The 19628-nt window shown below is 61.3% G+C and carries 20 protein-coding genes; 7 read left to right on the forward strand and 13 right to left on the reverse strand.

Annotated elements, in window-relative coordinates; genetic code table 11:
- Window positions 1-61 precede the first annotated feature (61 nt).
- Window positions 62-1696, reverse strand: coding sequence for a peptide ABC transporter substrate-binding protein (locus ACJ8IJ_RS00960; RefSeq protein ID WP_325961792.1), 1635 nt, complete (start codon window positions 1694-1696; stop codon window positions 62-64).
- Between the two features lie 158 nt (window positions 1697-1854).
- The gene (locus ACJ8IJ_RS00965) at window positions 1855-2205 is read right to left on the reverse strand and encodes a hypothetical protein (protein ID WP_015378006.1); all 351 of its coding nucleotides are present in this window, start codon (window positions 2203-2205) and stop codon (window positions 1855-1857) included.
- A gap of 206 nt (window positions 2206-2411) precedes the next feature.
- Between ACJ8IJ_RS00965 and mpaA the strand changes: the two genes are divergently transcribed.
- Window positions 2412-3119, forward strand: coding sequence for a murein tripeptide amidase MpaA (gene mpaA, locus ACJ8IJ_RS00970; RefSeq protein WP_004930517.1), 708 nt, complete (start codon window positions 2412-2414; stop codon window positions 3117-3119).
- A gap of 3 nt (window positions 3120-3122) precedes the next feature.
- Here the strand turns inward: mpaA and ycjG are convergent, their stop codons facing one another.
- Window positions 3123-4097 (reverse strand): L-Ala-D/L-Glu epimerase, encoded by a 975-nt coding sequence (ycjG, locus tag ACJ8IJ_RS00975; RefSeq protein ID WP_280631547.1) that lies wholly within the window; start codon window positions 4095-4097, stop codon window positions 3123-3125.
- Window positions 4098-4322: 225 nt separating this feature from the next.
- Here ycjG and tpx point away from each other — a divergent pair, with 225 nt between their 5' ends.
- Window positions 4323-4826: a thiol peroxidase gene (gene tpx / locus ACJ8IJ_RS00980; protein ID WP_004930536.1), complete on the forward strand. Its 504-nt coding sequence runs from the start codon at window positions 4323-4325 to the stop codon at window positions 4824-4826.
- Window positions 4827-4883: 57 nt separating this feature from the next.
- Here tpx and tyrR read toward each other — a convergent pair whose 3' ends face one another.
- The 7 genes from tyrR to pspA all read right to left on the reverse strand — a co-directional run bounded on the left by tyrR (window position 4884) and on the right by pspA (window position 10883).
- Complete coding sequence (gene tyrR, locus ACJ8IJ_RS00985; protein WP_280631546.1) at window positions 4884-6455, reverse strand: transcriptional regulator TyrR; 1572 nt, start codon at window positions 6453-6455, stop codon at window positions 4884-4886.
- A gap of 313 nt (window positions 6456-6768) precedes the next feature.
- Window positions 6769-7830: a YcjF family protein gene (locus ACJ8IJ_RS00990; protein ID WP_004930545.1), complete on the reverse strand. Its 1062-nt coding sequence runs from the start codon at window positions 7828-7830 to the stop codon at window positions 6769-6771.
- A complete protein-coding gene (locus tag ACJ8IJ_RS00995; RefSeq protein ID WP_440484231.1) occupies window positions 7827-9224 on the reverse strand; it encodes a YcjX family protein in 1398 nt (465 codons plus the stop codon). The genes ACJ8IJ_RS00990 and ACJ8IJ_RS00995 overlap by 4 nt, the downstream gene beginning before the upstream one ends.
- Window positions 9205-9471 (reverse strand): phage shock protein PspD, encoded by a 267-nt coding sequence (gene pspD, locus ACJ8IJ_RS01000; protein WP_031299672.1) that lies wholly within the window; start codon window positions 9469-9471, stop codon window positions 9205-9207. The genes ACJ8IJ_RS00995 and pspD overlap by 20 nt, the downstream gene beginning before the upstream one ends.
- 96 nt (window positions 9472-9567) lie before the next feature.
- A complete protein-coding gene (pspC, locus tag ACJ8IJ_RS01005) occupies window positions 9568-9927 on the reverse strand; it encodes an envelope stress response membrane protein PspC (RefSeq protein WP_004930552.1) in 360 nt (119 codons plus the stop codon).
- Window positions 9927-10154, reverse strand: coding sequence for an envelope stress response membrane protein PspB (pspB, locus tag ACJ8IJ_RS01010; protein ID WP_004930553.1), 228 nt, complete (start codon window positions 10152-10154; stop codon window positions 9927-9929). The genes pspC and pspB overlap by 1 nt, the downstream gene beginning before the upstream one ends.
- 63 nt (window positions 10155-10217) lie before the next feature.
- A complete protein-coding gene (gene pspA / locus ACJ8IJ_RS01015; protein WP_131164745.1) occupies window positions 10218-10883 on the reverse strand; it encodes a phage shock protein PspA in 666 nt (221 codons plus the stop codon).
- A 184-nt stretch (window positions 10884-11067) separates the two neighbouring features.
- Here pspA and pspF point away from each other — a divergent pair, with 184 nt between their 5' ends.
- Window positions 11068-12075 carry a phage shock protein operon transcriptional activator gene (gene pspF / locus ACJ8IJ_RS01020; RefSeq protein ID WP_131164746.1) on the forward strand — a complete coding sequence of 336 codons (1008 nt, stop codon included), beginning with the start codon at window positions 11068-11070 and terminating at the stop codon, window positions 12073-12075.
- 192 nt (window positions 12076-12267) lie between these two features.
- On the opposite strand, the gene zigA is transcribed toward pspF, so the two are convergent.
- The 3 genes from zigA to folE2 are packed head-to-tail and all read right to left on the reverse strand — an operon-like array spanning window position 12268 to window position 14942.
- Window positions 12268-13455 carry a zinc metallochaperone GTPase ZigA gene (gene zigA / locus ACJ8IJ_RS01025; RefSeq protein WP_015378013.1) on the reverse strand — a complete coding sequence of 396 codons (1188 nt, stop codon included), beginning with the start codon at window positions 13453-13455 and terminating at the stop codon, window positions 12268-12270.
- A 10-nt stretch (window positions 13456-13465) separates the two neighbouring features.
- Window positions 13466-14026 carry a carbonate dehydratase gene (locus ACJ8IJ_RS01030; protein WP_049239781.1) on the reverse strand — a complete coding sequence of 187 codons (561 nt, stop codon included), beginning with the start codon at window positions 14024-14026 and terminating at the stop codon, window positions 13466-13468.
- Window positions 14016-14942: a GTP cyclohydrolase FolE2 gene (gene folE2 / locus ACJ8IJ_RS01035; RefSeq protein ID WP_131164748.1), complete on the reverse strand. Its 927-nt coding sequence runs from the start codon at window positions 14940-14942 to the stop codon at window positions 14016-14018. The genes ACJ8IJ_RS01030 and folE2 overlap by 11 nt, the downstream gene beginning before the upstream one ends.
- A gap of 204 nt (window positions 14943-15146) precedes the next feature.
- Here folE2 and sapA point away from each other — a divergent pair, with 204 nt between their 5' ends.
- From sapA to sapD, 4 genes are read left to right on the forward strand one after another with little or no spacing between them, the layout of a single operon-like run.
- Complete coding sequence (gene sapA, locus ACJ8IJ_RS01040; protein WP_033632925.1) at window positions 15147-16796, forward strand: ABC transporter substrate-binding protein SapA; 1650 nt, start codon at window positions 15147-15149, stop codon at window positions 16794-16796.
- On the forward strand, window positions 16793-17758 hold the full coding sequence (gene sapB, locus ACJ8IJ_RS01045; RefSeq protein ID WP_004930575.1) for a putrescine export ABC transporter permease SapB: 966 nt from the start codon (window positions 16793-16795) through the stop codon (window positions 17756-17758). Before sapA ends, sapB begins: the two co-directional genes overlap by 4 nt.
- A complete protein-coding gene (gene sapC, locus ACJ8IJ_RS01050; protein ID WP_033632923.1) occupies window positions 17745-18635 on the forward strand; it encodes a putrescine export ABC transporter permease SapC in 891 nt (296 codons plus the stop codon). Before sapB ends, sapC begins: the two co-directional genes overlap by 14 nt.
- Window positions 18635-19627: a putrescine export ABC transporter ATP-binding protein SapD gene (gene sapD, locus ACJ8IJ_RS01055; protein WP_016927551.1), complete on the forward strand. Its 993-nt coding sequence runs from the start codon at window positions 18635-18637 to the stop codon at window positions 19625-19627. The genes sapC and sapD overlap by 1 nt, the downstream gene beginning before the upstream one ends.
- Window position 19628 lies beyond the last annotated feature (1 nt).

Below are 19628 nucleotides of genomic sequence, written 5' to 3' on the forward strand. Positions count from 1 at the left end.
GATTTAGCCGCCGAAAAAAAATAACGCCCCCGCATTGCGCGGGGGCGGTAAATAAACCCACTCAGTGTTTGATGATATACATCGTTTGGCTATAGGCCACGTCTTCCGGATTGGTGATCGGGTAGCCTTTTACCCACGGTTTGATCAGGCGGCCATTGGTGTATTGGTATATCGGCGCGATTGGCGCCTGATCGGCAATGATCTGTTCCATCTTGTTGTAATCGGCGGTCACCGCCGCCGGGTTGGTTTCCCGCCCCGCCTGCGCCAGCAGCTTGTCGTAGTCCGCATTCTTGAACTTGGCGATATTGCCGCTGTGGGTGGAGGTCAGCAGCGACAGGAAGGTCGACGCCTCGTTATAGTCACCCACCCAGGAGGCGCGGATCACATCGAAATTGCCGGTATTGCGGCTGTCGATGTAAGTTTTCCACTCCTGATTCTGCAGCTTGACGTCAATACCGAGCTTTTTCTTCCACATCGAGGCCACGGCGATGGCGATCTTCTGGTGGCTTTCCGAGGTGTTATACAGCAGCGTCAGCTTCAGCGGGTTGTTCGGACCGTAACCGGCCGCCTGCAGCAACGCCTTGGCCTGCGCGTCCAGCTCCGCCTGCGATTGCTGTTGCAGCAAGCTCGCTTCCGGTTTGAACCCGGCGGTCACGTCCGGCGTAAAGTGGTAGGCCGGTTTTTCGCCGGTGCCCAACACTTTTTCCGCGATAATCTTGCGATCGATGGCGTAGGACAAGGCCTGACGCACCCGCACGTCGTTGGTTGGCGCGCGCTGGGTGTTGAACGCGTAGTAATAGGTGCCAAGCTGATCCGGGGTGTACACCTGCCCCGGAATGTCTTTTAGCAGCTTCTGATACATGTTTTTCGGGAAGGATTCGGTGATGTCGATGTCACCCGCCAGGTAACGCTTGGTGGCGTTAGATTCCTGGTTGATCGGCACGAAGGTCACTTTGGTCAGCACGGTGCGCGCATGATCCCAGTAATGGTCGTTAGGCGTCAGCACCAGCTTCTCATTCACCACCCGTTCCTGCAGTTTGAACGCGCCGTTGCCCACCAAATTGCCGACCTTGGTCCAGTCGTTGCCGTATTTTTCCACCACCGCCTTGTTCACCGGGAACAGGCTGAAGTTGGCCGTCAGGCTGACGAAGTACGGCACCGGCTTGTCCAGCTGCACCTTGAGCGTGTAGTCATCCGGCGCCGATACGCCCAAGCGATCGGCAGGCAGTTTGCCGCTGATGATCTGCTCGGCGTTCTGGATCCCCGCCAGCTGCGCGAACCAGGCGAACGGCGACAAATTTTTCGGTTCTACCAGCCGCTGCCAGCTGTAGACGAAGTCTTTTGCCGTGACAGGGTCACCGTTTGACCAGCGCGCGTCTTTACGCAGATGGAAGATATAAGTCTGGTTGTCGCTGGTCTGCCAGCGGGTGGCGACGCCGGGGATCACTTTGCCGCTGGCGTCCTGATTGACCAGCCCTTCGAACAGATCGCGCGCCAGCTGAGCCTCCGGCAAGCCCACCGCTTTGATCGGATCGAGCGAGGCCGGTTCGTCTTTAATGTGGCGCACGATTTCCTGTTTGTCCGCCAGCGCGGTGCCCGGGGGAACCTGCGCCGCCATGGCGCTGCTCATACAGGCGCCGATCGCCGCCGCGCAAAGCGCCAAACGAAAACCCCGTTGCATTTTTTTTCCCGTCATTATGATTTGTCCCCCGTTAACCATCTGAATTTTTTATCATATAGCACAAGATCCATCCGGCCTAGCGCTCACGGGCGAGAAGTTGCAAAAAGTGCGATTCAGGCGATAAAAAACCCGTGCGGCGCAGGGCGGCACGGGTGGGATTGCAGCGGCGACCGTCAGTCGTACAGGTGGATGCTGTTGATGCGGTAGCTGAACTCTTCGCCCTCTTCTTCATCGAACACGGTGAAAAAGCCTTTCTCAGCCAGCGGACGTGCCGAGATATCGGTTTTTTGCAGCTGGCGCGCATCCGCGTCGTCGTAACCGTAGTCGAGGTAGAAGGCATCTTTCTGGTAATCGATATGCAGGGTGAACGGATAGTTCGATTCGTCCCCGCGCCCGTCGTCATTTTTCACCACGCCGAACCATTCCCCCTGGCGGATCTGGTTTTCAGCGTCTACGCCGCACAGCAGCGTGATGGTGTCATTTTCATTTTCGCTATAGCTGGCGATGATTCTGGCTACTGGCATGTTAAATCCTCTTGCGGGTGATTGGCTTAGCTCTGCCGTTAGTATAACAACAGCCTCAGGTCAGGTGCGGTTTAATTGGCGTTTTCGCCGCTACCGCATCACAGATCGCGCAAACGCCGCACAATTGCGATGGGAAAGATGTCTCAAAGCGTAATACACTGAATAAAATGACAATGACTCTCGGCCTTTAACTCAGGGACAACACCATGACCGAACATCGACCACGCAGTGAACGTGGCCAGTTGGCCATCGCAGGAGAGAACTACGGCAGCTCGCTGCTGGGCGCACCGCTGCTCTATTTCCCGGCGGCGGTCAGCGGCCCGCAGACCGGGCTGATCATCGCCGGCACCCACGGCGATGAGAGCGCCGCCATCGTAACCCTGTCCTGCGCGCTGCGCAGCATCGCCCCCGAACAGTTGCGACACCACGTGGTGCTGGCGGTCAACCCCGACGGCTGCCAGCTGGGGCTGCGCGCCAATGCCAACGGCGTCGATCTGAACCGCAATTTCCCGGCCGCCAACTGGCGCTCCGGCGACACCGTCTACCGCTGGAACAGCGCGGCGCCAGTGCGCGACGTCAGGCTCTCCACCGGCGGGCGTCCCGGCTCCGAACCGGAAACCCAGGCGCTGTGTCATCTGATCCATCGCCTGAAGCCGCATTGGGTGGTGTCGTTCCATGAGCCGCTGGCCTGCATCGAAGATCCCGCCAGCTCGCGGCTCGGCGTTTGGCTGTCGCACAAGTTCGAACTCCCGCTGGTGACCAGCGTCGGCTATGAAACGCCCGGTTCGTTCGGCAGTTGGTGCGCGGATCTGTCGCTGCCCTGCATCACCGCCGAATTCCCGCCGATCTCCGCCGATGCCGCCAGCGAGCGTTACATCGACGCGATGACCGAGCTGTTGACCTACCCGGATTAATCCCTACGGGGCGATATCGACGATCGCCCCGCATTCGAACGCCAGACCCGGTTCGACGTCTCGCGCCAGCCAGGTCGGGCCGTCCAGATCGACGAAGCGCGCCGCCGGCGCCAGCGGCAAGGCGGCGGATATCGCCCGCGACGTACACAACATGCAGCCGAGCATGATGGCGAACCCTTGTTCGCGCGCGGCCTGCGCCAGCGCCAACGCCTCGGTCAAGCCGCCGGTTTTGTCCAGTTTGATGTTGACCATCTGATAGCGCTGCGCCAGCTGCGGCAGATCGGCACGGGTGTGGCAGCTCTCATCGGCGCAGATCGGCAGCGGATGGATAAAGTGCTCCAGCGCGGCGTCGTCACCGGCCGGCAGCGGCTGCTCCAGCATCGCCACGCCAAGATCGGCCAGCAGCTGGCAGCGCGCCGCCAGCCCTTCCGCCTGCCAGGATTCATTGGCGTCGACGATCAGCGTCGCCTGCGGCACCGCGGCGCGGATCGCCACCAGCCGCTCGCTGATATAGTGATCGTCGAGTTTGATCTTCAGCAGCGTGGCGCCCTGCCGCTCCAGCTCACGCGCGGCGAAGGCCATCGCTTCCGGCGTGCCGATGCTGACGGTCTGCGCCATGCGGATCTGCGCCGGCGCCGTCACGCCGCTGCGCTGCCACAGGCTCTGCCCGTGCAGACGACACTCCAGATCCCACAGCGCCGAGTCCAACGCGTTGCGGGCCGCGCCCGCCGGCATCTGCGTCAGCAGCTGCTCGCGGGTGATGCCCTGCGCGATCGCCGGCGCCATCTCAGCCAGCTGCGCCATCACCGATTCCTCGCTCTCGCCATAGCGCGGATACGGCGTGCATTCGCCGACGCCGCGCATGCCCTGCTGTTCGATTTCGACCACCACCACCTTGGCTTCGGTGCGGCTGCCGCGCGCGATCACGAAGGCGGTGTGCAGCGGCCAGGCTTCCGGGTAAAAACGCATGTCTCTCATAACGGCTCCTGAGCGAAAACTGCGCATCCAGGCAGGCTGATGCGCCGGTGATGTTTTATAGAACAGCCTAATATATACAACTATTTAGCAAACTTTGATATCCAATCCGCCCCGCTTGTCATAAACTGGCGCCAGGGTGTGAACCTGATGTTAACAGCCGTCGCCGGCGCGCCGTTCCATCAGGTTCATACCCTTTGTATAAACACCTGTAAAAGGAATCTAGCAATGACTCAGACAGTACATTTTCAAGGCAATCCGGTCAGCGTAGCGGGCAAACTGCCACAGCAGGGCGAACAGGCCAAGGCCTTCTCGCTGGTTGCCAAAGACCTGTCAGACGTAGCGCTGAGCAGCTTCGCGGGTAAACGCAAAGTCCTGAACATCTTCCCAAGCATCGATACCGGCGTCTGCGCGACGTCGGTGCGTAAATTCAACCAGTTGGCCAGCGGCCTGGATAACACCGTGGTGCTGTGCATCTCCGCCGATCTGCCGTTCGCGCAGTCGCGTTTCTGCGGCGCGGAAGGCCTGAGCAACGTGGTTACCCTGTCTACCCTGCGCGGCGCCGAGTTCAAGCAGGCGTACGGCGTTGAAATCGCCGAAGGTCCATTGGCAGGCCTGACCGCGCGTGCGGTCGTGGTGCTGGATGGCCAGGACAACGTGCTGTACAGCGAGCTGGTGAACGAAATCACCACCGAGCCGGATTACGACGCGGCGCTGGCAGCGCTGAAATAACAAAGCCGGCGTTCGCCGGCTTTGGAAACACGCTAAAGGCGCCGCAAGGCGCCTTTCTTATTCTTCGCCCTCGGCGCCGCCTTTGCGGCTGCTCAGGCCATACTCGCGCAGCTTGTTGGCGATGGCGGTATGGGAAACGCCCAGGCGCTTCGCCAGCTTGCGGGTGCTGGGATAGGTGCGATACAGGCGCGTCAGCACCGAGCGCTCGAAACGCTTGCTGATGTCGTCCAGCGAGCCGTCCAGCACCTCGTCGCCCAACGACATTTCCACCTCGAACTCCGGCAACACGATATCCTGCGGCCGCAGCTCGTAGCCTTCGGTTTGCGTCAGCGCGCGGTAGATGGCGTTTTTCAGCTGGCGCACGTTGCCCGGCCAGCCGTATTTGCTGAGGAAGCCGCCCAGATCGTTCGCTAGCTTAGGCCGCGCCACGCCCTGCTCATCGGCGAAACGCGCCACGAACAGTTCGGTCAGCGGCATGATGTCCTGCGGACGTTCGCGCAGCGGCGGGATGGTGATGGTCAGCACGTTGAGGCGATAATAGAGGTCTTCACGGAATTCGCCGCGCTGCACCAGCTCGGTGAGGTTTTTCTGGGTGGCGCAGATCACGCGCACGTCGACGTGCACCTCATGCTCCTCGCCGACGCGGCGGAACGTGCCGTCGTTGAGGAAACGCAGCAGTTTGGTCTGCATGCGCGGCGACATTTCGCCAATCTCGTCCAGCAGCACCGAACCGCCGTTGGCCTGCTCGAAGAAGCCTTTTTTGCCTTCCAGCGCGTTGGGATAAGCGCCCGGCGCATGGCCGAACAGCTCGCTCTCCACCACGTCATCCGGCAGCGCGGCGCAGTTCAGCGCCAGGAACGGCTGCTTGCCGCGCGGGCTGCGCAGGTGGCAGGCGCGGGCCAGAATATCCTTGCCGGTGCCGGTATCGCCGACGATCAGCAGCGGCGCATCGAGCATCGCCAGCTTGCGCGCCTGCTCCAGCACGTGACGCATCTTGGCGCTCGCCGCGACGATGTGGTCGAATTCGGTATCGTCGTTCACCGACAGATTTTGCAGTTGGCGGCCCATGCGCGCGGTGGACTTCAACATCACCACCGCGCCGACCGCAGCCGGCTGTTGCTGTTCGTCCTCCAGATAGATAGGCGTAATGTCCATCAGGAAGTCCTGGCTGCGGATCACCACCCGTTCTGAGTGCGGCGCCGTATGCTCGCTCTCCAGCCAGCGGCTGAAGTTATAGCCGCCGATCAGCGCCCCGGCGGTCTGGTTGCGGATCTTGTCTTCGCTCAGGCTGAACAGCGCCTGCGCCGCCGGGTTGGCCAGCTCGACCTTGCCCTTCATATCGATAGAGAACACCGGCTCCGGCATCGACTCCAGCAGCGCACGCAGCGCGCGATGCTCGCGTTCAGAAGGCATAAAGCTGACGGTGCGCACGTCGGTTACGCCGGCGATGCGGCGGATCTCCGCCATCAGCGCGCGGAAAGTATCGAAGTCCAGCTGGGAGAAATTGAGGTAAATGCGGCCGATGGGATCGATCTCGATGCCACGTAAGTCAATGCTGCGCGATACCAAAAGATCGAGTAATTCTCGAGTGAGACCGAGGCGGTCTTCGCAAAATACTTCCAAACGCATCAGTGTTGGCCTTATCTCTGCAAGTGCGGGGATCGTTGACGATGATGATACTCCCTCGCACCGGGCGGTAGAAGCGATCTGTCAGCAAAAGTTGACAGAACTCTGATTTATTGCCGTGGTTGCTGATTTTAAACGCAAGTGAATAACAGCATCGGCGTCATTTTAGCCTACAAACAGAGAGTTATCACAATCATAATTAATTTCGCAGAGATTTATCACGCAAGCACAGGGGGATCGACTGTCGTCAAGTCTCGATTACGTCCGACGTTGGCGCCGGTGAAATAACGGCGCTGCCAGGAGCGCCGTCGCGGGGTTATTTGGCCTTGCCGTCGCTCTTTTTCAGCGTATCTTTCAACTGGCCGATCAGCTGGCTGCGGAAATCGCCAAGCTTCGGTTTTTCCCCTTCCAGCCACGGCAGCGGGCGGCACAGTTCCATCGCCTTGATGCCCAGCCGCGCGGTCAACAGCCCGGCGCCAATGCCCTGCGCCGCGCGCGCCGACAGCCGCGCCGCCAGATCCTGCGACATCCAGTCCATCCCCACTTCGCGCACCAGCTCGGAAGCGCCGGCGAAGGCGATATTGAGCAGTACCAGCCGGAACAGACGAATGCGGCTGAAGTAGCCCAGTTCGATGCCGTACAGCGCGGCGATGCGGTTAATCAAACGGATGTTGCGCCAGGCGATAAACGCCATATCCACCAGCGCCAACGGGCTGACGGCAATCATCAGCGTCGATTCGGCGGCGGAGCGGCTGATTTCGCGCCGCGCCTGATTGTCGAGCACCGGCTGCACCAGTTTGGCGTACAGCTCCACCACTTCACGATCGTTTTGCGTTTCATGCAGCGAGGCCTGCCAGCGCTGCAGCGCCGGATGCCCCTGATCCAGCCCGGCCTGGCGCGCCAGCTTCTCGCAGAATTCGCGCCCTTGCCCCAGCCCGTGGCTGTGCAACAGCTCGCGCGCCACGTCACGCTCTTCTGCGCGCTGGCGCAGCCGATACAAACGCCGCCACTCGGTGACCACCGAACCGACGCCAGCAAACACGATCAGGCCGCCGGCCACGCCGCCGCCCATGGCGATCCAGTCCTGCTGCACCCAGGCGGTATGCACCCACTGCACGCCCTGCGCCACCACGCTGACGCCGAACAGCGCCAGCCCGGCGGTCACCATTTTGCGCCACAGGCTGCGTTTAGGTTTCAGCGCGGCGTTAATGATGCCTTCGGCGCGCCCTTCTTCCTCCTCCTGCTGCAGCTCCGGCGCCGCCGGAAAGAAGCTTTCCGCCTGCTCGGCGTCGAAAGCGACGCCGGCGCGCAACGCCGGTTCCTGCGGCGGCTGCAGCGGCTCGTCAAAATCGATACGCGGTTTGATCGGCTCGCTCATCGCAATTTGTCTCCCAGTAAAAATTCCATCACCGCATCCAGACGGATATGCGGCAACGGGCTGTCCACGCTCATGGCGCGCGGGCGAAACTCATCGAAGTGGAATCCCTGGCTCTGCCAGAACGCCGGCCCCGGCAGGCGGGCGGGCACTTCGCCGGGGAACACCGTCAGCGGCGCGCCGTCGCTGAGGCGGTTGCCCTTCAGCGCCGGGATACGCTGCCCCTGATGATCGACGATGCCGCTCTCGGTCGCCTGCACCGAGGCCAGGCCGACGCAATCCATGCTGATGCCTTCGAACGCCGCATTCTGCCACGCCTCTTGCACCAGCTGTTGCAGCAAGGACACCAGATTGGCGTGCTGATCGGCGGTGATATGGTCCGCTTTGGTGGCGGCGAACATCAGTTTGTCGATGGTCGGCGAGAACAAGCGGCGAAACAGCGTGCGCTTGCCGTAATGGAAGCTCTGCATCAGTTGGGTCAACGCCAGACGCATGTCGTTGAACGCCTGCGGGCCGCTGTTGAGCGGCTGCAGGCAGTCGACCAGCACGATTTGCCGATCGAAACGGACGAAATGTTCTTTGTAGAAGTTTTTGACGATCGACTGGCAGTAGTAATTGAAGCGAGCGCGCAACATGCCGATGTTGGTGTGTTTGTCGGCCTGCGCCAGCTTCGACTCGCCGATCGCGGCCACGTCAGGCCACGGGAAAAACTGCAGCGCCGGCGCGCCGGCCATGTCGCCCGGCAGTACGAAACGCCCCGGCTGAATGAAGTGCAGCCCTTCGCTTTTGCAGCGCAGCAGATAATCGGTGTAGGCCTGGGCGATCGCCGCCAGCCGGTTTTCGTCGGCCGGCGCCAGCGGATCGCAGGTTTTGCATAGCTCAAGCCAGGGCTTAGCCCATTCGGCGCGTTCGCCCTGCAGCAGCCCGGTCATCTGGCGCGACCAGGCCAGGTAATCCTGTTCGAGCATCGGCAGATCCAGCAACCATTCGCCGGGATAATCGACGATCTCCAGGTACAGCGTGGAAGTGTCTTTGAAATGGCGCAGCAGCGAGTCGTTGGAGCGGTAGCGCAACGCCAGACGAATTTCGCTGACGCCGCGCGTCGGCGTCGGCCAGGCCGGCGGCGCACCGTACAGCTGCGCCAGCCCTTCGTCATAGGTGAAACGCTGGATGCCGAGATCGCGCTGCGGGATGCGTTTGACGCCCAGCAGGCGCTCTTCGCGCACCGGTGAAAACAGCGGCATGCGCGCGCCGCTGTGCACATGCAGCAGTTGGTTGACGAAGGCGGTGATAAAGGCGGTTTTGCCGCTGCGGCTCAGGCCGGTCACCGCCAGGCGCAGATGGCGATCCATTCCGCGGTTGACCAGCGAGGTTAACTCATTTTGCAGTCGTTTCATTGCTCTCCTTGACGTAACGCCCGAATGCCTTGTTCAGGCCTTTACGGAACAGCGGTTCCAGCACCAGCGCCAGCACGAAGCGCACCGGTTTGCGGCCAACGGTCTTCAACAGCCAGCCGGCGGCGCCCGCCGGGCCATAGTTCAATAACGCTATGATGATGACTTTAGCCAATGTCTTCAACATTGCCGCCGCTCCTCGTTTAAATCCACCCGTTCTGGCGGTGTTTGCGACATCGATTTTATTCATGACAATGCCCTCCGGCACTAGATGATTAAGGTTACATTCACGGGATAACGGCGGCGAAGATACCCGGCCTGTGCAGGCCGGGTATCGCAAGAAGGGTTACAGCTTGCGGAAACGGCTCTGTACGCCGAAGGTATCGGACGTCACGTAGCGCTCGACCTGACGCAGCTGCTGCTCGCCGCTGCCCAGCTCATACTCCAGCTGATCGAGCAGCTGGCGCGGCGTCTTCTGATGCTCGCCTTCGAAACGGCTGGCCGGCGCTTCGTCCAACACGAACACCAGCGCGATATAGGCCACCAGCGTGAAGAAGAACAGCCCGAAGAACAGCGACAGCACCACCATCACGCGGATCAGGCGAACCGGCACGTCGAAATAGTGGGCCAAACCGGCGCAGACGCCTTTCACCATGCCTTCTTCGGGAACGCGATAAAGCTTTTTACTGCCCAGCGTTGTGCTCATCAGGACTGTCTCCAGTTCGGGTGTTCCGCATCAAGGATCTCTTCCAGCGCCTGAATGCGTTCACGCATGCGTTTGGCGTCTTCCGCCAGCTGCGCCAGGCGCTGCATTTCTTGCTGACTCAGCTGGATGCCGGTCTGTTGCCGATTGCTGTAATGCAGCCAAAGCCAAATCGGCGCGACAAACAGCACGAAAATTGTCAGCGGAATGGCAAGTAATAAAGCACTCATTGTTATTCCTTCTTATCGGGTCCTGGATGGGCGGCCACCTCCGGCGTGTGGCCGCGGTTCGCCTTACTCTGAGCGGTTCATCTTGGCTTTCAGCGCCGCCAGTTGCTCACTGATGGCGTCGTCGGCTTTCAGCTCGGCAAACTCTTGGTCCAGCGACTTCTTTTTACCGATGCTGATGCTTTCCGCTTCGGCTTCCATGTGGTCGATGCGGCGCTCGAACTGTTCGAAACGCGCCATCGCCTCATCCAGCTTGCCGCTGTCGAGCTGACGGCGTACCTCGCGCGAGGAAGAGGCGGCCTGATGGCGCAGCGCCAGCGCCTGCTGCCGCGCGCGGGTTTCGGTCAGCTTGTTTTCCAGCTCACCGATTTCGCTCTTCATGCGCGCCAGCGTTTCTTCTACGGTCGCCACTTCCTGCGTCAGCGTGGCGATCAGGTCGGCAACCTTTTGTTTTTCGATCAGCGCCGCGCGGGCCAAGTCTTCTTTATCTTTGCGCAGCGCCAGTTCGGCTTTTTCCTGCCAGTCGCTGACCTGGTTTTCACCCTGCTCGATGCGACGCAGCAGCTGCTTTTTCTCCGCCAGCGCGCGCGCCGACGTAGAGCGGACTTCAACCAGCGTGTCTTCCATCTCTTGGATCATCAACCGCACCAGCTTCTGCGGATCTTCCGCCTTGTCCAGCAGGGTGTTGATGTTGGCGTTCACGATGTCGGCAAAACGAGAAAAAATACCCATAATTCACTTCCTCTTGGTTCTGATGGCGTCTGAAGCGCCGCGTTAAGTCGTACAGCTTGCCCAAAGATATAATCAAAACCCGTGCCAACTTTTATATCATTGAAAAACAACAACTCTTTATTTTTGACTCTCCGAGCACTTGCTGTAGAGTGATTATTTTCACCAAACATTGGCGAATTTCATCATGAACGAACAGCCAGAGAATTTGTTGGGCGAAGCAAACGCCTTCGTCGAAGTCTTGGAGCAAGTCTCCCAGGTGGCAAAGCTGAACAAACCGGTGCTGGTGATCGGCGAGCGCGGCACCGGCAAGGAGCTGATCGCCCACCGTCTGCACTACCTCTCCAACCGTTGGCAAGGGCCGTTCATCTCGCTCAACTGCGCGGCGCTGAATGAAAACCTGCTGGACTCCGAGCTGTTCGGCCACGAGGCCGGCGCCTTTACCGGCGCGCAGAAACGCCATCTGGGCCGCTTCGAGCGCGCCGACGGCGGCACGCTGTTCCTCGATGAGCTGGCGACTGCGCCGATGCTGGTGCAGGAGAAATTGCTGCGGGTGATCGAATACGGTCAGCTGGAACGCGTGGGCGGCAGCCAGCCGCTGCGGGTGGATGTGCGGTTGGTGTGCGCCACCAACGACGATCTGCCGGCGCTGGCAGCCGCGGGCAAGTTTCGCGCCGATCTGCTGGACCGGCTGGCGTTTGACGTGGTGCAGCTGCCGCCGCTGCGCCAACGCCGGCCCGATATCATGTTGCTGGCCGAGCACTTCGCCATTCAAATGTGCCGCGAGCTAGGGCTGCCGCTGTTTCCCGGCTTTACCGAACGCGCCAGGCAGACGTTGCTCGAGTATGGCTGGCCAGGCAACGTGCGCGAACTGAAAAACGTGGTGGAACGTTCGGTCTATCGTCACGGCGACAGCGACAGCCCGCTTGACAACATCGTCATCAACCCGTTTGCGCCGCGCGAGGCCACGCCGCTTGCGCCCGCACCTGAAAGCGCCGGCGCGTTGCCGGCGCTGCCGCTGGAGCTAAAACAATGGCAGATCGAGCAGGAGAAGGCGCTGATCGAGGCGGCGCTGCAGCAAGGCCGGTTCAATCAGCGCAAGGCGGCGCAGCTGCTGGGGCTCACTTACCATCAGCTACGCGGCATGCTGAAGAAACATGCGCTGCTGCAAAACGGCGAAACGGACGAGGAATAGCGGGCAAAAAAAAGCCAGCACCCGAGCTGGCTTAAAAAACACTGGAAGCAATGTGAGCAATGTCGTGCCTTCCACATCAGAGCCGCAAACTGTGGCCTTCCGTGAACTGCCAGGCGATGATAATAGTTATCAGTATCGTCTGTAAAGCACTTTGTTGAGAATTTTTCTCATTACCACACGAAGATTGCGCAATTACCACTCAGGGAACGGGTCCGCCATGTCCAGCCAATAGTCCACGCCGGCGGCCATTTCGTCGTCGTTCAGCAGGCAGTCGTCCAGCAGACGCACGATCGCCGCCTGTTGCAAGTGCTGGCCGATAAACACCAACTCCTGGCGCATGTCGCCGAACGGCTCCACCCATTTCTCCTGAATATGCGCCCGCGTTTGCGGATCCTGCGGCCAATTATCTTGCGGGATCGCGCGCCAAAAGGTGCCCGCCAGGCCGTAATGGGCGATGCCGCCGGCCTGACTCCACTGCCCGGCCTGCCGCGGCCGCGTCGCCAGCCAAAAGAAGCCTTTCGAGCGCAGCAGCTTGCCGCCGCCCCAATCGCCGTTGATCACGCGGTAGAACTTGTCCGGCGCAAACGGCCGCCGCGCCTGATAGACAAAGCTGCTGATGCCGTAGCTTTCCGTTTCCGGCACGTGTTCGCCGCGCAGCTCTTTCAGCCAGCCGGGCGCCTGCTGCGCCTTTTCAAAGCTGAAGCTGCCGGTATTCAGCACCGCTTCCAGCGGCAGTTTGCCCGGCGCGATCGGCACGATGCGGGCGTCGGGATTCAGGCTGGCCAGCAGCGCCATCACTTCGCCCTGCTGCGTTGGCGTCAACAGATCGGTCTTGCTGACCAGGATCACGTCGCAAAATTCAATTTGCTCAATCAACAGGTCCGCCACGCTGCGCAGATCGTCCTCACCCAGGCTTTGGCCGGCCTCCTGCAGGCTTTGCGCCTGCTGGTATTGCTGAATGAAATTCACCCCGTCGACCACCGTCACCAGCGTATCCAGCCGGGCGAATTGGGACAGGCTTTCGCCCGTTTCATCCTCAAAGGTAAAAGTTTCCGCCACCGGCAGCGGCTCCGAGATGCCGCTCGATTCGATCAACAGGTAATCGAAACGCCCCTCCTGCGCCAGTTCGCGCACCGACACCAGCAGGTCTTCGCGCAGCGTGCAGCAGATGCACCCGTTGCTCATCTCCACCAGCTTCTCTTCCTGGCGATCGAGATGCACTTCATTCTCCACCAGCGCGGCGTCAATGTTCACTTCGCTCATGTCGTTGACAATCACCGCCACGCGCATGCCCTGCCGGTTGTTCAGGATATGGTTCAGCACCGTGGTCTTGCCAGCGCCGAGAAAGCCGGAAAGCACGGTCACGGGAAGTTGTTTCATGGAAACCTCATTAAAATTCATTGCGTAATGCCTGATAACCGCGCACCAGTTCGACGTTGGTGGCGGCCACTTCTTCCGAAAACTGCAGCGCGCCGCGATCGACCTGGCGATAGCGCGACAGATCGCTGTCCGGCCCCACGCGTTCGGTCGAGGGGATATAGCGGTTTTCCGGCAGCGTCACGCCGTCCACCACCGCGTTGTAGCGCACCACGCAGCCGGACTGAACGTGGCAGTTGAACAGCACGCTGTTGAACCCGATAAACACCCGATCGCCGATGCGACACGGGCCATGGACGATGGCGCGGTGGGCGATAGAGCTGTAACGGCCGATGGTGACCGCCGCCCCGCTTTTGGAGTGGATCACCACGCCATCCTGAATATTGGAGTGCGAGCCGATGACGATCGGCTCCATGTCGCCGGCGGCGTTCAACTCGTCGGCGCGGATCACCGCATACGGGCCGACGTAAACGAAATCTTCAACGATCACCCGGCCGCAAATAATGGCGGTGGGATCGATGTAGGCCAGCGGCGAGACCTGCGGCAGATGGCCGCTGGGATTTTTACGCAGCATGGTGTTCTCCCCGCCAGCTCAGCTCCGCCACCGCATTGTGGGCATGCAGGCTCTCCTGATGTTCGACGCGCAGCGAGAAGGCGCGGTAGTCGCACTGGCTGCGCAGCATGCGATACAGGCGCCGCGCCGCATCCTCGCAAAACATCAGGTTCTGACCGTTGGCCAATGCGAAGGCCTGTTCGTCGCGGCGTTTCACCAGCGTTTGTACCGGCGTGCCCAGCGCGTGTTCGATGCGGTCAACCAGTTTCACCGGCTCAAACGCCCGTTCATTCTCGGGCGTTACGGTGATCCAGGCCCAGCTGCGCTGGCTGTGTGGCGTGGCCGGCATGCCCTGCTCCAGCAGCCACTCGCTCACCTGCCGTTGGCTGACCCGCTCCGCCGCCTGTTCAAAATCAAACTGGAACTGTTGCTGCGCCAGCTGGCGGCTGAGCGCCGCCGAACTCGGGCAGGTGGAGGAATAAGGCACGCCGACGGTCAGCGCCAGCGTCAGCGTATCCGTCAGAGTGGCCTCGATACGCAGCGGATAGGCTTTCCAGCCGCGCTGCGGCGACAGCAGCGCCGGGCGTGACAGCAACAGCTCGCCACTGATCGACAAGCTGGCGCGATCGCTGTGTTCCGGCTGCGAAGCCAAAAAGGCCTGCAGCGTTCGGCCGATGCGCTGCGGCGTCAGCTCGCCCTGCGTCAACTCGTCCAGCGCCAGATACAGCCGCGACATGTGAATGCCGCGCTCGCCCGCCGCTTCGGCGCGCAGGTTGATACCGGCGTCGACCTTCGCCATCAATGGCTTGCCGGCCAGCTCCAGCGGCAGCGCGATCCCTTGCATCCCGACCCAATCGAGCCCGACATCACTCATTTCGCCGCGCCATGCCTGAGCATCCGGCAGCGAACGGCGTGGTGGAAGTGCAACTTCGTTCATACATCCCCTTGCGTTATTGTGACTTTGCCGGGGAACGGTAACATGATTTTGTTATATTATAACATAACACAAAAAACTTTTTTCTTGCCGCTGAACGGGCTGATTAATCAAGTCGCAGAAAACTCAGCGATTTTGCTCAATGGATTGGGCTGCTGGTCAGAGTGCGATACACTAACGCTATTGCTGATTAACCCATGAGCCTCTATGCGTGGTTTACCCTTTTGGATACTGTCGTTGTGCCTGACGGGCTCTGCCCTGGCCGCGACAACACCGCCCGCGCCCGCCGCGGCGCCGCTGCCGGACATTCGCCAAAGCGGCTTTGTTTATTGCGTCAGCGGCATACTGAATACCTTCAACCCGCAAATGGCCAGCAGCGGCCTGACGGTGGATACCCTGGCCGCCCAGCTGTACGATCGCCTGCTGGACGTCGACCCGTACACCTATCGTCTGATCCCCGAGCTGGCGCAAAGCTGGGAAGTGCTGGACAACGGCGCCACCTACCGCTTCCATCTGCGTAAAGACGTGCCGTTTCAGACCACCGCCTGGTTCACGCCCACTCGCAAGATGAACGCCGACGACGTGGTGTTCAGCTTCGCGCGCGTATTTGACCAGAAACACCCGTATCACGACGTGAACGGCGGCGAATACCCCTATTTCGACAGCCTGCAGTTCGGCGATTCGGTACAGAGCGTGAGAAAGCTCGACGACTATACGGTGGAAATTCGCCTGCAGTCGCCCGACGCCTCGTTCCTGTGGCACCTGGCCACCCACTACGCGCCTGTGTTGTCCGCCGAATACGCCGACACGCTGACGCGCGAAGGCCATCAGGAGCTGATCGATCGCGAGCCGGTCGGCAGCGGCCCGTTCCTGCTCAACGAATACCGCTCTGGGCAATATATTCGCCTGGCGCGCAACGCCGCCTACTGGAAAGGCCTGCCGCGCATGCCGCAGGTGGTGATCGACCTGGGCGCCGGCGGCACCGGCCGCCTCTCCAAGCTGCTGACCGGCGAGTGCGACGTACTGGCCTATCCGGCGGCCAGCCAGCTGTCGATTCTGCGCGACGATCCGCGCCTGCGCCTGACGCTGCGCCCGGGGATGAACATCGCCTATCTGGCGTTCAACACCCGTAAACCGCCGCTCGACAACCTCAACGTGCGCCAGGCGATCTCCCTGGCGATCAACAACCAGCGGTTGATGCAGTCGATCTATTACGGCACGGCGGAAACCGCCGCCTCGATCCTGCCGCGCGCCTCCTGGGCCTACGACAACGATGCGCACGTCACCGAATACGATCCGGCCAAATCGCGCGAGATGCTGCGGCAGGCCGGCGTCAGCCAGCTGAACCTGAAGCTGTGGGTGCCGACCGCCTCGCAGTCTTACAACCCGAGCCCGCTGAAAACCGCCGAACTGATCCAGGCCGATCTCGGCCAGGTGGGCATCAACGTCACCATCGTGCCGGTGGAGGGCCGCTTCCAGGAAGCGCGCCTGATGGAGATGAACCACGATCTGACCTTGACCGGCTGGGCCACCGACAGCAACGATCCGGACAGCTTCTTCCGGCCGCTGCTGAGCTGCGCGGCAATCCGGTCGCAAACCAACTATGCTCACTGGTGTGATCCGGGCTTTGACGAAGTGCTGCAGAACGCGCTGCTGTCGCAGCAGCTGTCTCAGCGCATCGACAACTACCGCAAGGCGCAGAAAATCCTCGAGCAGCAACTGCCGGTGCTGCCGCTGGCGTCTTCCCTGCGCCTGCAGGCCTATCGTTACGACATCAAGGGATTGGTGCTGAGCCCGTTCGGCAACGCCTCGTTCGCCGGGGTGTACCGTGAATCCGCGCCGGAGGTGAAAAAGTGATTATCTTTACCCTGCGCCGCATTCTGCTGCTGCTGATCACGCTGTTCTTCCTGACGCTGGTCAGCTTCAGCCTGAGCTATTTCACGCCGCGCGCGCCGCTGAACGGCGCCGCCCTGCTGGACGCCTATCAGTTCTACTTCGTCAGCCTGCTGCACTGGGACTTCGGCGTCTCCAGCATCAACGGCCAGGCGATCAGCGAACAGCTGCGCGAAGTGTTCCCGGCCACCATGGAACTGTGCCTGCTGGCCTTCGCTCTGGCGCTGTTTATCGGCATTCCGCTGGGCATCATCGCCGGCGTGCTGCGCGGCAAGTGGCAGGACACCGCCATCAGCACCTTCGCGCTGCTGGGCTTTTCGATGCCGGTGTTCTGGCTGGCGCTGCTGCTGATGCTGTTCTTCTCGCTGCATCTCGGCTGGCTGCCGGTTTCCGGCCGTTTCGATCTGCTGTATCAGGTGAAGCCCATCACCGGTTTCGCGCTGATCGACGCCTGGCTGTCGGACTCGCCGTATCGCGCCGAGATGATTGGCAGCGCGCTGCGCCACATGATCCTGCCGATCGCCGCGCTGGCGGTGGCGCCCACCACCGAAGTGGTGCGGCTGATGCGCATCAGCACCGACGACGTGCTGAGCCAAAACTACATCAAGGCCGCCGCCACCCGCGGCCTGTCGCGCTTCACCATCATTCGTCGCCACGTGTTGCACAACGCGCTGCCGCCGATCGTGCCCAAGCTGGGGCTGCAGTTCTCCACCATGCTTACGCTGGCGATGATCACCGAAGTGGTCTTCAGCTGGCCGGGCCTCGGCCGGTGGCTGATCAACGCCATTCGCCAGCAGGACTATGCGGCGATCTCCGCCGGCGTGATGGTGGTCGGCACGCTGGTGATCACCATTAACGTTCTGGCCGACATTCTGGGTGCGGCAACCAACCCGCTGAAACATAAGGAATGGTATGCCCTTCGATAACGTATACCGCGAAAAAAAGATGCCGAGCCCGCTGCGCTACACCTGGCGGATTTTCTACGGCGACGCGCTGGCGATGATCGGTTTTTACGGCGTGATCGCCCTGCTGCTGCTGTCGCTGTTCGGCAGCCTGTTGGCGCCCTACGCGCTGGATCAGCAGTTCCTCGGCTATCAACTGCTGCCGCCGTCCTGGTCGCGCTACGGCAACGTGTCGTTCTTTCTCGGCACCGACGATCTCGGGCGCGACATCCTCAGCCGCCTGTTGACCGGCACTGCCGCTACCTTCGGTTCCGCGCTGGTGGTGACGCTGGCCGCGGCGTTCTGCGGGGTGATCCTCGGCGTGTTCGCCGGCGTCACCCACGGGCTGCGCTCGGCGGTGCTCAACCATATCCTCGATACCCTGCTGTCGATTCCGTCGCTGCTGCTGGCGATCGTGGTGGTGGCGTTTATCGGCCCCAAACTTGAACACGCCATGCTGGCAGTGTGGCTGGCTCTGCTGCCGCGCATGGTGCGCACCATCTACAGCGCGGTGCACGACGAACTGGAGAAAGAGTACGTGGTGGCGGCGCGGCTTGACGGCGCTTCCACGCTGCAGATCCTGTGGTATGCAGTCATGCCGAACATCGCGGCGGTGCTGGTGACCGAGTTCACCCGCGCGCTGTCGATGGCTATTTTGGATATCGCCGCACTCGGCTTCCTCGATCTCGGCGCGCAGTTGCCTTCGCCTGAATGGGGAGCGATGCTCGGCGATTCGCTCGAGCTGGTGTACGTCGCGCCCTGGACGGTGATGCTGCCCGGCGCGGCCATCCTCGTCAGCGTGCTGCTGGTTAACCTGTTGGGCGACGGTATGCGCCGCGCAATCAATGCCGGGGTGGAATAATGCCGTTACTCGATATCCGCAATCTGACGATTGAATTTATGACCGCCGAAGGGCCGGTCAAGGCGGTCGATCGCGTCAGCATGACGCTGACCGAAGGCGAGGTGCGCGGCCTGGTGGGCGAATCGGGCTCCGGCAAGAGCCTGATCGCCAAAGCCATCTGCGGCGTGACCAAAGACAACTGGCGCGTCACCGCCGATCGCTTTCGTTTCGACGACATCGATCTGCTGCAGCTGAGCCCGCGCGAGCGGCGCAAGCTGGTGGGCCACAACGTCTCAATGATCTTCCAGGAGCCGCAGTCCTGTCTCGACCCTTCCGAGAGCATCGGCCGTCAGCTGGCGCAGGCCATCCCGGGCTGGACCTACAAGGGCCACTGGTGGCAGCGCTTCAACTGGCGCAAACGCCGCGCCATCGAATTGCTGCACCGCGTCGGTATCAAGGATCATGACGACATCATGGGCAGCTTCCCGTACGAGCTGACGGAAGGCGAGTGCCAGAAAGTAATGATCGCCATCGCGCTGGCCAACCAACCGCGCCTGCTGATCGCCGATGAGCCGACCAACGCCATGGAACCGACCACGCAGGCGCAGATTTTCCGCCTGTTGGCGCGTCTCAACCAGAACAACAACACCACCATTCTGCTGATCAGTCACGACCTGCAGATGATGAGCAAGTGGGCCGATCGGGTGAACGTCTTGTACTGCGGGCAAACGGTGGAAAGCGCCCAGTGCGAAGAGTTGCTGGCGGCACCGCACCACCCTTACACCCAGGCGCTGATCCGCGCCATGCCGGACTTCGGCCGCTCGCTGCCGCACAAAAGCCGGTTGAATACGCTGCCGGGTGCCATTCCTTCGCTGGAACACCTGCCGATCGGCTGCCGCCTGGGGCCGCGTTGCCCTTACGCGCAGAAGAAGTGCATCGAAACGCCGCGCCTGCGCCCAGTCAAAAACCACTTCTTCGCCTGCCACTTCCCGCTGAACATGGAGGAGCAATAAC

Origin of the sequence: Serratia sp. CY40230 (genome assembly GCF_052168835.1) — a bacterium.
Taxonomy (GTDB): domain Bacteria; phylum Pseudomonadota; class Gammaproteobacteria; order Enterobacterales; family Enterobacteriaceae; genus Serratia; species Serratia nematodiphila.

Excerpts from the sequence above, each read along its gene's own strand:
- ACJ8IJ_RS00960 (WP_325961792.1), bottom strand. The coding sequence starts at position 1,696 with ATGACGGGAAAAAAAATGCAACGGGGTTTTCGTTTGGCGCTTTGCGCG.
- ACJ8IJ_RS00965 (WP_015378006.1), bottom strand. The coding sequence starts at position 2,205 with ATGCCAGTAGCCAGAATCATCGCCAGCTATAGCGAAAATGAAAATGAC.
- mpaA (WP_004930517.1), top strand. The coding sequence starts at position 2,412 with ATGACCGAACATCGACCACGCAGTGAACGTGGCCAGTTGGCCATCGCA.
- ycjG (WP_280631547.1), bottom strand. The coding sequence starts at position 4,097 with ATGAGAGACATGCGTTTTTACCCGGAAGCCTGGCCGCTGCACACCGCC.
- tpx (WP_004930536.1), top strand. The coding sequence starts at position 4,323 with ATGACTCAGACAGTACATTTTCAAGGCAATCCGGTCAGCGTAGCGGGC.
- tyrR (WP_280631546.1), bottom strand. The coding sequence starts at position 6,455 with ATGCGTTTGGAAGTATTTTGCGAAGACCGCCTCGGTCTCACTCGAGAA.
- ACJ8IJ_RS00990 (WP_004930545.1), bottom strand. The coding sequence starts at position 7,830 with ATGAGCGAGCCGATCAAACCGCGTATCGATTTTGACGAGCCGCTGCAG.
- ACJ8IJ_RS00995 (WP_440484231.1), bottom strand. The coding sequence starts at position 9,224 with ATGAAACGACTGCAAAATGAGTTAACCTCGCTGGTCAACCGCGGAATG.
- pspD (WP_031299672.1), bottom strand. The coding sequence starts at position 9,471 with ATGAATAAAATCGATGTCGCAAACACCGCCAGAACGGGTGGATTTAAA.
- pspC (WP_004930552.1), bottom strand. The coding sequence starts at position 9,927 with ATGAGCACAACGCTGGGCAGTAAAAAGCTTTATCGCGTTCCCGAAGAA.
- pspB (WP_004930553.1), bottom strand. The coding sequence starts at position 10,154 with ATGAGTGCTTTATTACTTGCCATTCCGCTGACAATTTTCGTGCTGTTT.
- pspA (WP_131164745.1), bottom strand. The coding sequence starts at position 10,883 with ATGGGTATTTTTTCTCGTTTTGCCGACATCGTGAACGCCAACATCAAC.
- pspF (WP_131164746.1), top strand. The coding sequence starts at position 11,068 with ATGAACGAACAGCCAGAGAATTTGTTGGGCGAAGCAAACGCCTTCGTC.
- zigA (WP_015378013.1), bottom strand. The coding sequence starts at position 13,455 with ATGAAACAACTTCCCGTGACCGTGCTTTCCGGCTTTCTCGGCGCTGGC.
- ACJ8IJ_RS01030 (WP_049239781.1), bottom strand. The coding sequence starts at position 14,026 with ATGCTGCGTAAAAATCCCAGCGGCCATCTGCCGCAGGTCTCGCCGCTG.
- folE2 (WP_131164748.1), bottom strand. The coding sequence starts at position 14,942 with ATGAACGAAGTTGCACTTCCACCACGCCGTTCGCTGCCGGATGCTCAG.
- sapA (WP_033632925.1), top strand. The coding sequence starts at position 15,147 with ATGCGTGGTTTACCCTTTTGGATACTGTCGTTGTGCCTGACGGGCTCT.
- sapC (WP_033632923.1), top strand. The coding sequence starts at position 17,745 with ATGCCCTTCGATAACGTATACCGCGAAAAAAAGATGCCGAGCCCGCTG.
- sapD (WP_016927551.1), top strand. The coding sequence starts at position 18,635 with ATGCCGTTACTCGATATCCGCAATCTGACGATTGAATTTATGACCGCC.